The organism is Sphingomonas sp. BK345 (genome assembly GCF_014193845.1).
In the GTDB taxonomy this organism is placed as follows: domain Bacteria; phylum Pseudomonadota; class Alphaproteobacteria; order Sphingomonadales; family Sphingomonadaceae; genus Sphingomonas.
This window is the reverse complement of the sequence record NZ_JACHZX010000001.1, coordinates 605,515-618,386: the sequence shown is the minus strand read 5'-3', so window position 1 is coordinate 618,386 and position 12,872 is coordinate 605,515. Positions and strand designations below refer to the sequence as shown.

Genomic DNA, 12,872 nt, shown 5'->3' with positions numbered 1-12,872 from the left:
AGGATCACTCGCGCTGGCGGAACGCCGCCGGCTCGATGCCGTGACGCTGTAGTCTGTCATAGAGGCTGCGGCGCGGGAGCTGAAGCTCGGCGGCGGCGGCGCCGACGTCGCCGCGCACCCGGTCGAGCGCGGCGCGGATCGTCGCCGCCTCGAAACGGTCGACGCGCTCGGCGAGCGGCAGCTGGTCGGCCGCGCTCGGCGTCCCCTCCGCCACCCCGAGCACGACGCGCGTGGCATAGTTGCGCAGCTCGCGGACGTTGCCGGTCCAGTCGTCGGCGACGAGCCGCGCCTCTACCGCGGGGTCGATGTTGGGCCGCTCCCGCCCGAACCGCTCCGCCGCCTCGCCGAGGAAATAGGCGAACAGCAGCGGCACGTCGGCGCGGCGCTCGCGCAGCGGCGGGATGCGCAGCCGCACCGTCTCCAGCCGGTAGAGCAGATCGGCGCGGAACCGTCCCTCGGCCACCGCGGCGGCGAGATCGGTCTTGGCCGCGGCGACGACGCGCAGGTTGACCACGCGCGGCGCGCCGCCGGGCTGGGGCAGCTCGCGCTCCTCGACCACGCGCAGCAGCTTGCCCTGGAGCGCGGGCGACATGCTGTCGATCTCGTCGAGGAAGAGCGTGCCGCGGTCGGCGTCGGCGACCCGGCCGGGCTGGGCGCGGCTGCCGAACAGCGCCTCGTCCGCCACCGCGTCGGGCAAAGCGGCGCAGTCGACGGCGACGAACTGGCGCGCGCGACGGTGACTCCAGCGGTGCAGCAGCAGCGCGACCAGCTCCTTGCCCGTGCCGGTCTCGCCCTCGACCAGCACGTCGACGTCGACGTCGGCGAGCTGGCGGATCGTGTCGCGCAGCCGCACCATCGCGGGCGTGTCGCCGATCAGCGGGTAATGCGTCTCGGCCTCGGCCGCGGCGACGCGCAGCCGGCGGTTCTCCAGCACCAGCCGGCGCATCTCGAGCGCGCGGCGCGCGCTGGCGATCAGATGGTCGGCGGCGAAGGGCTTGGCGATGAAGTCGAACGCGCCCTGCTTGAGCGCGGCCACCGCCATCGCGATGTCGCCGTGGCCGGTCATCAGGATCACCGGCAGCTCGGGATCGCGCGCCGCCACCTCCTCGAACAGCGCATGGCCGTCCATCCTGGGCATGCGGATGTCGCTGACGACGATGCCGCGGAAATCGGCGTCGAGCTGCGCCAGCGCTGCGCGCGCGTCGCCATACGGCTCGACGTCGATGCCGGCGATCGCGAAGCTGTCGGCCAGCGCGGTGCGCAGGCCATCGTCGTCGTCGATCAGCACGACGCGGAGCGGTGACTCGCTCATGCGCGTCGCACCGTCGCGCGGAACGCCGCGCCGCCGAGCGGCGAGGGAACGATCCGCAGCGTGCCGTCGAACTGCGCGATGATGTCGCGCGCGATGCCGAGCCCGAGCCCGAGCCCGTCGGGGCGCCCCGTGACGAAGGGGCTGAACACCTCGTCGCCCAGCGCCGGGTCGATCCCCGGCCCGTTGTCCGCCACGGTCAGCTCCACCCACTCCTCCCTCGTCGTCACGGTCAGCGCGACGCGCGGGTCGGCGCGCCCGGCGAGCGCGTCGACCGCGTTGTTGATCAGATTGACCAGCACCTGTTCGAGCCGCACGCGTCCGGCGAACACGTTCGGCTGTCCCGGCGGGGGCCAGTCGAGCGCCACGCGCGCGGCGCGCAGGCGGTCGCCCACCAGCAGCCGCGTGCCGTCGATCACGTCGTCGAGCGCGATCGGTCCCGCGGTGCCGCTGCCGCGGCGGGCGAAGCGACGCATCTCCTGCGTGATCGTGCCGATCCGCTCGGTCAGCGCCACTGCGCTGTCGAGGTTGGCGGCGACGCGCTCGGTGCGCTGCTGCGCGAGATGGTGGCGCGCGTTCTCGGCGAGCGTGCGGATCGTCGCCACCGGCTGGTTGATCTCATGCGCTAGCCCCGCGGTGATCGAGCCGAGCGAGGCGAGCCGGTTGGCCTGTGCCAGCTCCTCGCGCGCGGCGCGGAAGCGGCGGTCGGCGTCCTCGCGCCGCGCCATCGCCGCGCTGAGCTCGGCGGTGCGCGCCGCCACCGCCTGCTCGAGCCGGGCGCGATCCGCCGTGGCGCGCGCGATCCGGCTGGTCCGCCACAGCCACAGCGCCGCGACCAGCGCCATCAGCAGCACCGCGGTGGCGGTGGCGAGTCGCGCGAGATTGGCGGCGTCGCGCAGCGCGCGCGTGACGGGCACGAGATGGAGCAGCCGCCAGCCCGCATGTGCCGCGGGCACCGCGGTGAGGCGCAGCGGCGCGCCATCGGGCGCGACGGCGTCGCTGCCGGCGAGGCGGTAGCGGGTCGGCGCGAGCGGGCGATCGAGGAACTGGCCGGTGCGGCGGATCGCGGCGAGCGTCGCGGGGGGCAGCGGCGCGAGCACGTGGAGCGCGGCGCGCGGGTCGGTCGCGGCGAGCACGATGCCGCGCTCGTCGGCGAGCAGGGTCTCGCCGGGATCATTGGCCCAGGCGCGCGTGATCGCGTCGAACTCGACCTTCACCACCACGACGCCGAGCGGCTCCGCGGCGCCGTCGATCCGCCGCGCCATGAACAGCCCGGGCCGCCCGCTGACGTTGCCGAGCGCGAAATGCTCCGCCGCGCCGTCGCGCATCGCCTGCTGGAAATAGGGGCGGAAGCGGTAGTCGTGGCCGACGAAGCTCTGCGCGCCGGCGGCGTTGGACGCGGAGACGGTGAGGCCGCGCGAGTCGATCGCGTAGATCACCGGCGCGCCGGTGCGCCGCGCGAGCGAGGCGAGCTTGTCGTCGAGCCGCGTCGCCGCGCGGGAGGCGGCGCCCTGCACCAGCGCGTCGCGCAGGTCGCCATATTCGCTCAGCACGATCGGCAGCAGGCGGAACTTGGCGAGCTCGCTGTCGATCAGCCGCGCCTGCTGGCGCGCGGTGCGCAGCGCCTCGTCCTCCACCCGGTCGAGCGCGCGCTGCCGCGTCACGTGCGCCGCGGCGAGATAGAACAGCGCGCCGAGCAGCACGACCGCGAGCGCGGCGAGCAGCAGACCGGGGCGACGCGGTGGGAACACGCGTGCGGGATACCGCATCGGGGTCGCCGAGACCATGCGGAAACCCGCGCCTCGTCGTGCCCAGAGCCGCGGAAATCCTAGGATGAGCGTGTTTTCGCCCGCCCGGTCGCGGCGACGTACGATGGCCGCGAGAGCGACGGCCGCCGTCACGCCGGGTCGAGCCGCCAGCCCGTGGAGAGGTCATGATACGAGTTTCACTGATGTCGAGCGCGCTGCTCGCCCCCGCGCTTTTGGCGGCGGCGCCCGCGGGCGCGCAGGCGGGCGCTCCCGTGGGCGGCGGCAAGGCCGCGCCCGCGACGCCGATCGCGTCGGAATACCCCGCTGCCGGGATCGGCGAGGGCACCGCGCAGGGCAAGTACAACGTCTCGCGCTGGGCCGAGGACTGGCGCGCGATGGCCGATGCGGACCAGCGCGACGACCCGCTCGACCGGCTCAAGTATCTGCCGCTGACTGAGGACGGCTCGGTCTATCTCTCGCTCTCGGGCGAGCTCCGCTACCGCGTCCAGGCGACCACCAACCCCGACCTGCGCGACCGCGCGGCGCAGCGGCAGGAGCGGCTGCGCGTCTTCGCCGGCGCCGACCTCCACCTCGGCGAGCATGTCCGCGTCTTCGGCGAGCTCGCCAAGGCGCGGGTGGACGGCGTCAACATCGGCACGCCCGCGGGCAACCTGCGCAACGCGCTGACGCTGTCGCAGGGCTTCGGCGAGGTCTATGGCACGATCGGCGGCGCGTCCGTGGGCGTGCGCGCCGGGCGGCAGGAATTCTCCGACGGGCCCAACCTGCTCACCTCGGTGCGCGACGATCCCACGCTCCACTTCGTGCTCGACGGCGTCCGCGCCTATGCGCGCGGCCGGCGCGTGCGCGCCGACGTGTTCGACCTGCGCTACATCGCCTACGGCCAGCAGCAGCTGAGCGACGACCGCACCGACGGCGCGCGGCGCTTCAGCGGCGTCACTTTCGGCTATGCGGTGCCGAGCGATTTCCTCGGCGGCTCCAAGCTGTTCTTCGACCCCTTCGTCTGGCGGCTGCGCAACCGCGCGGCGAGCTGGAACGGCACGGTCGCGCGCGAGGAGCGGATGTTCTACGGCCTCCACCTCTACGGCGACGCCGGGCCGGTCACGGTCGACTGGACCGTGAACCATCAGGGCGGCACGTTCGGGGATCGCCCGATCAGCGCGTGGCAGGCCTTCGTCGCGCAGACCTACCGCCTCGGCAAGGCGGCGAGCGCGCCGCGGGTCGGGGTCCACCTCGACTATGCCAGCGGCGGGGGCGCCTATGACGGCGGCACGCTGCGCACCGCGAGCGGGCTCTACGGCAACAACATCTACTACAGCTACCAGCTGTTTCTGACGCCGACCAACCTGATGTCGGTCTCGCCCAACGTCTCGTTCAGCCCGGTCAAGGCGCTGCGCGTCACGGGCGAGTACACGATGGCGTGGCGCGCGACGGAGAAGGACGCGGTGTACCGCGCCTCGGGCGCCGCCTTCGCCGGCACGCAGGACGTGGCGGGGAGGCGCATCGCCGACCTGATGCGCTTCCAGGCGATCTGGGCGGTGACGCCGCGGGTGAGCGTCACCGGGCGCTACGAGCATCTGATCGCCAAGGACGCGCTGACGCGGGCGGGGTATAATAGCTCGGACTTCCTCGCAGCGTGGCTGAGCCTGCGGTTCTGATGGGGCAGTTCGACGATCCTCCCCGGCACGGGGAGGGGGACCAGCCGCAGGCTGGTGGAGGGGGGCTTCCGCAGGCGCTGCACTTCGCGGGGAGCCCCCTCCACCACCGCGCTGGCGCGCGGCGGTCCCCCTCCCCGCCAAGCGGGAGGATTGTTGGCGCCTCCACCACCGACGCGATAACGTACACACGATGAGGAGAGACGCCATGGCCGTCGCGCCGCCCACCGCCCCCGAGGCCGCCCCCGTCGCCGGCCGGCTCAAGTCGATTATCGGCGGCTCGACCGGTAACCTGGTCGAGTGGTTCGACTGGTACGTCTATTCCGCGTTCACGCTCTATTTCGTCAGGCATTTCTTTCCCAAGGACGATCCGACCGCGCAGCTGCTGAGCGCGGCGGCGGTGTTCGCGGTGGGCTTCGTGATGCGCCCGATCGGCGCGTGGATCATGGGCATCTACGCCGATCGCCGCGGGCGCAAGGCGGGGCTGACCTTGTCGGTGACGCTGATGTGCACCGGCTCGCTGATCATCGCCTGCTCCCCCGGCATCGAGACGATCGGCTATGGCGCGCCCGCGCTGCTGGTGCTGGCGCGGCTGATGCAGGGGCTGTCGGTCGGCGGCGAATATGGCGCCAGCGCGACCTATCTGTCCGAGATGGCGGGCAAGGAGCGGCGCGGCTTCTTCTCGTCATTCCAGTATGTCACGCTGATCTCGGGGCAGCTGCTCGCGATCCTGCTGCTGGTGGTGCTGCAATCGGTGATGAGCGAGCAGGCGCTGACCAGCTGGGGTTGGCGCATCCCCTTCGCGATTGGCGCGGTGCTGGCGCTGGTGGTGTTCTGGCTGCGCCGCGGGCTGGCCGAGACGCAGAGTTTCGAGAAGGTCAAGGCGAGCGACGCGCCCAAGTCGGGCTTCGGCACGCTGCTGCGCCGCCATCCGCGCGAGACGGCGCTGGTGATGCTGCTCACCGCCGGGGGCACGCTCGCCTTCTACGCTTACTCGATCTACATGCAGAAGTTTCTGGTCAACACCTCGGGCTTCTCCAAGGAGACCGCGACCCAGATCAACGCGGTGACCTTGTTCGCCTTCATGCTGCTCCAGCCGGTCGCGGGCGGGCTGTCCGACCGGATCGGGCGCAAGCCGCTGATGGTCGCGTTCGGCGTGGCGGGCGTGCTGTTCACCTATCCGATCTTCTCCGCGCTGGAGCACACGCGCGACGCGACCGTCGCGGGGCTGCTGGTGATGGCGGCGCTGGTGATCGTTACCGGCTATACCTCGATCAACGCGGTGGTGAAGGCGGAGCTGTTCCCCGCGCACATCCGCGCGCTGGGGGTGGCGCTGCCCTACGCGCTGGCCAACACGATCTTCGGCGGAACGGCGGAATATGTCGCGCTGAGCTTCAAGCAGCACGGCTGGGAGCAGGGCTTCTATTGGTACGTCACGGTGATGATCGGCGTGTCGCTGCTGGTCTACCTGCGCATGCGCGACACGGGCAAGGCGAGCCTGATCGCGGAGGATTGAGGGCAAGATCCTCCCCGGTACGGGGAGGGGGACCGCTCGCCGTAGGCGAGTGGTGGAGGGGGATCTCCGCGAACGCACCGCCTCGTATGCGGACGCCCCCCTCCACCAGCCTTCGGCTGGTCCCCCTCCCCGCCATGCGGGGAGGACCTAAGGGCCGCTCACCCCATCGTCAGCACGATCTTGCCGATATGGTCGCCGCTCTCCATCCGCCGGTGCGCCTCGGCGGCCTCCGCCAGCGGGAAGCTGCGGTCCATCACCGGCTTGAGCTTGCCCGCCGCGGCGAAGGGCCACACCGTGCGCGCGATCTCGTCGGTGACCAGCGCCTTGAAGCCGGCGTCGCGCGCGCGCAGCGTCGAGCCGGTCAGCGTCAGCCGCCGCCGCATGATCTCGAACAACGGCACGGTCGCGTTGGCGCCGCGCTGCACCGCGATCGAGACGTGGCGGCCGTCCTCGGCGAGGCACTGGAGGTTGCGCGGCACATAGTCGCCGCCCACCATGTCGAGCACCGCCGCGCAGCCGCGCCCCTCGGTGATGTCGCGGACGCGCGCGACGAAATCCTCCGAGCGATAGTTGATCGCATGGTCGGCGCCGAGCCGCCGCGCCGCCGCGGCCTTCTCGTCCGAGCCGACGGTAACGATGATCTCCAGCCCGAAGAGGTTGGAGAGCGTGATCGCCATCGTGCCGATGCCGCTGGTGCCGCCGTGCACCAGCACGGTGTCGCCCTCCATCGCGAAGGCACGCTCGAAGAGGTTGGTCCATACCGTGTAGAGCGTCTCGGGCAGCGCCGCCGCCTCGGTCATCGACAGCGCCTCGGGCACGGGCAGCGCCTGGCCCGCGGGCACCAGCGCATAGTCGGCGTAAGCGCCGCCCGCGACGAGCGCGCAGACCGGCTGGCCGAGCAGCACCGGCTCCACGCCGTCGCCGAGCGCCACCACCTCGCCCGCCAGCTCGAGCCCGAGCACGCTCGGCGCGCCGGGGGGCGGGGGATAGTTGCCCTGGCGCTGCAGCACGTCGGGACGGTTGACCCCCGCCGCGGCGACTCGCACCAGCAGCTCGCCCGCGCCCGGTCGCGGCACCGCGCGCTCGACCGGCACCAGGACCTCCGGGCCGCCGGACTCCGCGGGATCGATCGCCAGCATCACCTCGGGCAGGTCGGTCATCGCTAGGGCAACCCTTTCATTCTGGCGTCTTCCCCGCCTTATGGCCGGCGCGGCGAGGGCGTCAACGCGCACGCCACACTCGGGTTCGCCGCGGCTTGACTCCGCGCCGCCCCGGTAGGACGATCCGCACATGGACCTAGACGACATCCTCGGCCCGCAGCGGGACGACCCGCTCGCCGCGCTGCTGCGCGAGGATCTCGACCGACTTTCGGTCATCGAGCTGGAGGCGCGCGCCGACGCGCTGGAGGGCGAGATCGCGCGGGTCCGGCGCAAAATAGACGGGGCCGTTAACCATCGCGCAAGCGCGGACGCGCTATTCAAGCGATGAACGCTGGCGCACTGGGCTGGCGAACGATCGCTCCCGGTGCGGAGGCCAGCGCTTGATGCGGGGCCAATCAATCACGACATTCGTGACGATGGGCCGCGTGTCCTCACGCGGCTCGCTAGGAGTAATCTGATGCCCTCATTCGCCAGCGCTCTCGAGACCACGCTGCACAAGGCGCTCGAGGCCGCTTCCTCGCGCCGCCATGAATATGCCACGCTGGAGCACCTGCTGCTCGCGCTGATCGACGACGAGCACGCCAGCCAGGTGATGTCCGCGTGCGGCGTCGACCTCGGCGAGCTCAAGACCACGGTCGCGCATTACCTCGACACCGAGCTCGGCGCGCTGCGCGTCGACGCCACGACCGACCCGTCGCCCACCTCGGGCTTCCAGCGCGTCGTACAGCGCGCGATCCTGCACGTCCAGTCGTCCGGCCGCGACGAGGTGACCGGCGCCAACGTGCTGGTCGCGCTCTTCTCCGAGCGCGAGAGCTACGCGGTCTATTTCCTCCAGCAGCAGGACATGAGCCGCCTCGACGCGGTCAGCTTCATCAGCCACGGCGTCGGCAAGGGCGCCGCCACCCCCGAGGCCACCAGCGTGAAGGGCGCGGCCGAGGAGGAGAAGAAGGAGAAGGCGGACACGTCGGGCAAGAAGGGCGAGAGCGCGCTCAAGCAGTTCACCGTCGACCTCAACGAGAAAGCGAAGGTCGGCAAGGTCGACCCGCTGATCGGCCGCATGGCAGAGGTGGACCGCACGGTGCAGATCCTGTGCCGGCGTTCCAAGAACAACCCGCTCTATGTCGGCGATCCCGGCGTCGGGAAGACAGCGATCGCGGAGGGGCTGGCGCGCAAGATCGTCGAGGGCGACGTACCCGAGGTGCTCAAGCCCGCGGTGATCTACTCGCTCGACATGGGCGCGCTGCTCGCCGGCACCCGCTACCGCGGTGACTTCGAGGAGCGGCTCAAGGCGGTGGTCAACGAGCTGGAGAAGCTGCCCGACGCGGTGCTCTTCATCGACGAGATCCACACCGTGATCGGCGCGGGCGCGACCAGCGGCGGCGCGATGGACGCGTCCAACCTGCTCAAGCCGGCGCTGTCCGGCGGCACGATCCGCTGCATCGGCTCGACCACCTACAAGGAGTTCCGCAACCACTTCGAGAAGGACCGCGCGCTGCTGCGGCGCTTCCAGAAGATCGACGTCAACGAGCCCTCGATCGAGGACACGATCAAGATCCTCGCAGGCCTGCGCTCGGCGTTCGAGGACCATCACTCGGTCAAGTACACGCCCGACGCGATCAAGTCGGCGGTGGAGCTGAGCGCGCGCTACATCAACGACCGCAAGCTGCCCGACAAGGCGATCGACGTGATCGACGAGGTCGGCGCGATGCAGATGCTGGTGCCGCCGTCGAAGCGCAAGAAGACGATCACCGCCAAGGAGATCGAGGCGGTGATCGCGACGATGGCGCGGATCCCGCCGAAGAGCGTGTCGACCGACGACAAGAAGCAGCTCGAGACGCTCGAGACCGACCTGAAGCGCGTGGTGTTCGGCCAGAATGCCGCGATCGAGAAGCTGTCGTCGGCGATCAAATTGGCGCGCGCGGGGCTGCGCGAGCCGGAGAAGCCGATCGGCAACTATCTCTTCTCCGGCCCGACCGGCGTCGGCAAGACCGAGGTGGCCAAGCAGCTCTCGACCATCCTGGGCATCCCGCTCCAGCGCTTCGACATGAGCGAGTATATGGAGCGCCACTCGGTCAGCCGGCTGATCGGTGCGCCCCCGGGCTATGTCGGCTTCGACCAGGGCGGCCTGCTGACCGACGCGGTCGACCAGAACCCGCACTGCGTGCTGCTGCTCGACGAGATCGAGAAGGCGCACCCCGATCTGTTCAACATCCTCTTGCAGGTGATGGACAACGGGCGGCTCACCGACCAGCACGGCAAGACCGTCGACTTCCGCAACGTCATCCTGATCATGACGACCAACGCGGGCGCGGCGGACATGGCGCGCGAGACGGTCGGCTTCGGCAACCTCACCCGCGAGGGCGAGGACGAGCAGGCGGTGCAGAAGATGTTCACGCCCGAGTTCCGCAACCGGCTCGATGCGATCGTGCCGTTCGGCTACCTGCCGCCCGAGGTGGTGGCGCGCGTGGTGGACAAGTTCATCCTCCAGCTGGAGCTCCAGCTGGCCGACCGCGACGTCCACATCAAGCTCGACGACGAGGCCAAGAAGTGGCTGACCGACAAGGGCTATGACAAGCTGTACGGCGCGCGTCCGATGGGTCGCCTGATCCAGGAGAAGATCAAGCAGCCGCTCGCCGAGGAACTGCTGTTCGGCAAATTGGTCCACGGCGGCGAGGTGACGGTGAAGCTGAAGGAGGGCGCGCTCTCCTTCGCGATCGAGCCCGCCGCGCCGAAGAAGCCGGGCAAGAAGAAGGGCGGTAAGGCCGCGCCGGTCGAGGCGGGCTGAGGCGAGGGCTGACGAGGGGGCGGGGGACGAGCGTTCCCCGCCGCCGTCCAGAGAGGTGACACTCTCCTCGCATGGAACATTGTTCCCCGGCGAAGGCCGAGGTCCGGGTGGGAAGGTGGTGGTGAGAGCCATGACCGTCCCCGGCTCGGCCCCGGCCTCCGCCGGGGAACACCCTTTACGACGGCTGGCTACGTTGCCTCCCGTTGCCTTCCGCTCCAGTGAAGCGACACAGTCCGACATGACCTGGGCAGGTGCGGCGGCGACGCGCGCTTTTTCTCGTCGCATCACGCAACATATGATCGCGCCGTTAACCTTCCCTTCGGGTTGGCCCTGTTACGCCGATTGTCATGAACGGGGGGACGGTCATCCGCTGGATCGCGCGCGCGCTCGCTCTGCTCGGCGCCTTTGTCGCGCTCGCGCCCCCGGCCGCGGCGCTGGCGGGGACGCCGCTCGCGACCTGTTTCCGCCACGCGCTGCCCCATGAACGTGCCGCCGCGGTGCTCGCCGATCCGCGCGGCTTCGATTGCACCAGCGACCAGCGGAGCGCCGGACCGGGCGATTACTGGGTGCTCGCGCCGCGCCTGCCCGTGATCGCGCGCGGCTCGCTGATCCGCTCCGCCAGCGTCTGGCAGGACGCCGCGACGCTCCACGTCCGCTACGCCGACGGCACGACACGCTCGACCGGCTTCACCAGCGCGACCGCGTGGCAGCGGCTCAAGCTCGGCGCGGTGTTCGAGCTGGCGCTGCCGGATCATGCCGCGCGGCCCGTCGCGCTGCTGTGGCATGTTCGCGGCGCGCCGGTCACGCGCGGCATCGTCATCGACCCGCGCGTCGCGACGCCGGCGCAGTCGACGCGGATGGAGGTGGCGATGGCCGCCTTCTACGCCGCCTTCGCCGGGCTGTGCGTGGCGCTGCTGATGTCCAACCTCGCGCTCGGCGCGGCGCTGCGCCAGCGCTTCCACCCGCCCTATTGCGCGATGGTGCTGTGCCTGCTGGCCTATGGTGTCAGCTCCTCCGGGCTGCTCGGCCAGCTCACGGGCATGGACAACAACCTGCGGCTGCGGCTCAACACCGCGCTGCTGGCGCTGGCGCTCAGCTTCGCGATCCTGTTCGCGCGGCGCTTCTTCCACCCGCGCGTGTTCGCCGGCTGGGTCGGGCGCACGGCGACGTCGTCGGTCGGTGCGGTACTGGTGACCGCGACGCTCTATTGCACGCTGATGCCCCGGGCATCGCACTGGCTCGACGCCGCGCTGACCGCCAGCTTCGCCGCGGTGGCAGCCCTGGCGCTGCCGCTGCTGTGGCGCGGCTGGCGCGCCGACACGCCGCACGCGCGCGTGTTCATGCTCGCCTGGGGCACGCCGCTCGCTTTCGCCGGGCTGCGCGTCGCGCAGGCGGCGGGGCTGGTGCGCTGGAACTTCTTCATCGACAATTCGACCCTGCTGGCGATGGCGCTCGAGGCGTCATGCAGCGCGCTGGTGATCGCGTGGCGCATCAAGCTGGTGGTGGAGGAGCGGGACGCCGCGCGCGAGCAGGAGATGCTGGCGCGGCTGCTCGCCGACAGCGACCCGTTGACCGGGCTGATGAACCGCCGCAGCTTCCTGCGCGAGGCGATCGGGCGCGCCGAGCCCCAGCTGCTCGTGCTGATCGACATCGATCATTTCAAGCAGGTCAACGATACGCTCGGCCACGACGGCGGCGACGAGGTGCTGCGCGTCTTCGCGCGCGCGCTGCTCGCGGTGGTGCCCGACGACGCGCTGGTGGCGCGCGTGGGCGGCGAGGAGTTCGCGGTGCTGACCGGCGCCGGGCGCGACGACCTGCCCGACCAGATCCTCGGCGCGGTGCGCGCGGCCCGGATGCCATTCGATCTCGCCGTCACCGCCTCGCTGGGCAGCGAGCGCGGCACGATCGCGACCGAGGCGGAGTGGAAGCGACTGTATCGCCGCGCCGACGACGCGCTCTACGCCGCCAAGACGGCGGGTCGCGATCGCGTGCGCTGGGCCGCGGCGGCTTAGTCGAGAGCTGGAGACAGCTAGGGCTGGGTCCATGGTGGCGCGGCGCGGCGTGGAGGGCGGGAGCCTGACTGATCCGAGCTGGGCGCCTCGTACAGAAGACCTGTCGAAAAGCGGTTGTCTCACCCCTCCATTCGTCATCCCCGCGCAGGCGGGGATCCAGACACGCTGACGTTCTGTTCTTCTCACGGCGCTCCACGCGTCTGGATCCCTGCTTTCGCAGGGATGACGGAGGAGGAAGCGGGCGCGGTCAGCGACGAGCGTCTCGGCGAACCCCGGCGACGGAACGGCGGAGGGGGGCGCCGTACTGGCATGATGACGGCTCCAGGCAACCCTACGTCTCATCCGGCGCCGGCGCGCGACGCTTCCTTACACCCCCGCTTCCCGCATCGGTACGGCCACGCTAAGCTCCGCACACACCACAGCGAGTCCTGTCATGACCCAGCCGCCAGACCTTCGTCGCCGCCGCGCCGTGATCGGCGGATTGGCGCTGCTGCTGCTCGCCATGGCGCACCGCGAGACGCCGATGATCGGCACGCTCACGATCCATGCCGACGGCGCGCATCTGCCGCGCGTGACAGCCGACGCCGCCCCCGCGCTGCGCCCGCTCGCCGCCGCGGTCGTCCTGCTCGGAGAATATCTGGTACGCTGACCGCTTGTCGCTGGCGGCGC

At 71.0% G+C, this 12,872-nt stretch carries 9 protein-coding genes; 6 read left to right on the top strand and 3 right to left on the bottom strand.

Translation table 11 applies throughout. The features are described 5' to 3' along the window. Nucleotides 1-4: 4 nt before the first annotated feature. Entirely contained in the window at nt 5-1,312 is a 1,308-nt protein-coding gene (locus tag FHY03_RS02745; RefSeq protein ID WP_183928590.1) for a sigma-54 dependent transcriptional regulator, read from the bottom strand. Then, on the bottom strand, nt 1,309-3,060 hold the full coding sequence (locus tag FHY03_RS02740; protein ID WP_221189951.1) for an ATP-binding protein: 1,752 nt from the start codon (nt 3,058-3,060) through the stop codon (nt 1,309-1,311). The genes FHY03_RS02745 and FHY03_RS02740 overlap by 4 nt, the downstream gene beginning before the upstream one ends. A 182-nt stretch (nt 3,061-3,242) precedes the next feature. On the opposite strand from FHY03_RS02740, the gene FHY03_RS02735 reads away from it, so the two are divergent. Together FHY03_RS02735 and FHY03_RS02730 are read left to right on the top strand one after the other, a co-directional pair. Then, nucleotides 3,243-4,733, top strand: coding sequence for an alginate export family protein (locus FHY03_RS02735; RefSeq protein WP_183928586.1), 1,491 nt, complete (start codon nt 3,243-3,245; stop codon nt 4,731-4,733). Nucleotides 4,734-4,938: 205 nt separating this feature from the next. Next, nucleotides 4,939-6,246, top strand: coding sequence for an MFS transporter (locus FHY03_RS02730; protein WP_183928584.1), 1,308 nt, complete (start codon nt 4,939-4,941; stop codon nt 6,244-6,246). A gap of 158 nt (nt 6,247-6,404) precedes the next feature. Here FHY03_RS02730 and FHY03_RS02725 read toward each other — a convergent pair whose 3' ends face one another. Then, complete coding sequence (locus FHY03_RS02725) at nt 6,405-7,406, bottom strand: NAD(P)H-quinone oxidoreductase (RefSeq protein WP_183921727.1); 1,002 nt, start codon at nt 7,404-7,406, stop codon at nt 6,405-6,407. A 130-nt stretch (nt 7,407-7,536) separates the two neighbouring features. Here FHY03_RS02725 and FHY03_RS02720 point away from each other — a divergent pair, with 130 nt between their 5' ends. The 4 genes from FHY03_RS02720 (at nt 7,537) to FHY03_RS02705 (ending at nt 12,852) form a co-directional block, all read left to right on the top strand. After that, entirely contained in the window at nt 7,537-7,734 is a 198-nt protein-coding gene (locus tag FHY03_RS02720; RefSeq protein ID WP_183921726.1) for a DUF1192 domain-containing protein, read from the top strand. 129 nt (nt 7,735-7,863) lie between these two features. Beyond that, a complete protein-coding gene (clpA, locus tag FHY03_RS02715; RefSeq protein WP_183928582.1) occupies nt 7,864-10,191 on the top strand; it encodes an ATP-dependent Clp protease ATP-binding subunit ClpA in 2,328 nt (775 codons plus the stop codon). 347 nt (nt 10,192-10,538) lie between these two features. Beyond that, nucleotides 10,539-12,203: a diguanylate cyclase gene (locus tag FHY03_RS02710; RefSeq protein ID WP_183928580.1), complete on the top strand. Its 1,665-nt coding sequence runs from the start codon at nt 10,539-10,541 to the stop codon at nt 12,201-12,203. A gap of 433 nt (nt 12,204-12,636) precedes the next feature. After that, nucleotides 12,637-12,852, top strand: coding sequence for a hypothetical protein (locus FHY03_RS02705; RefSeq protein WP_183921723.1), 216 nt, complete (start codon nt 12,637-12,639; stop codon nt 12,850-12,852). The last annotated feature ends 20 nt before the right edge of the window (nt 12,853-12,872 follow it).

What these genes read in the sequence shown, in the direction of transcription:
- FHY03_RS02745 (WP_183928590.1), bottom strand. Translation starts at nt 1,312, where the DNA reads ATGAGCGAGTCACCGCTCCGCGTCGTGCTGATCGACGACGACGATGGC.
- FHY03_RS02735 (WP_183928586.1), top strand. Translation starts at nt 3,243, where the DNA reads ATGATACGAGTTTCACTGATGTCGAGCGCGCTGCTCGCCCCCGCGCTT.
- FHY03_RS02730 (WP_183928584.1), top strand. Translation starts at nt 4,939, where the DNA reads ATGGCCGTCGCGCCGCCCACCGCCCCCGAGGCCGCCCCCGTCGCCGGC.
- FHY03_RS02725 (WP_183921727.1), bottom strand. Translation starts at nt 7,406, where the DNA reads ATGACCGACCTGCCCGAGGTGATGCTGGCGATCGATCCCGCGGAGTCC.
- FHY03_RS02720 (WP_183921726.1), top strand. Translation starts at nt 7,537, where the DNA reads ATGGACCTAGACGACATCCTCGGCCCGCAGCGGGACGACCCGCTCGCC.
- clpA (WP_183928582.1), top strand. Translation starts at nt 7,864, where the DNA reads ATGCCCTCATTCGCCAGCGCTCTCGAGACCACGCTGCACAAGGCGCTC.
- FHY03_RS02710 (WP_183928580.1), top strand. Translation starts at nt 10,539, where the DNA reads ATGAACGGGGGGACGGTCATCCGCTGGATCGCGCGCGCGCTCGCTCTG.
- FHY03_RS02705 (WP_183921723.1), top strand. Translation starts at nt 12,637, where the DNA reads ATGACCCAGCCGCCAGACCTTCGTCGCCGCCGCGCCGTGATCGGCGGA.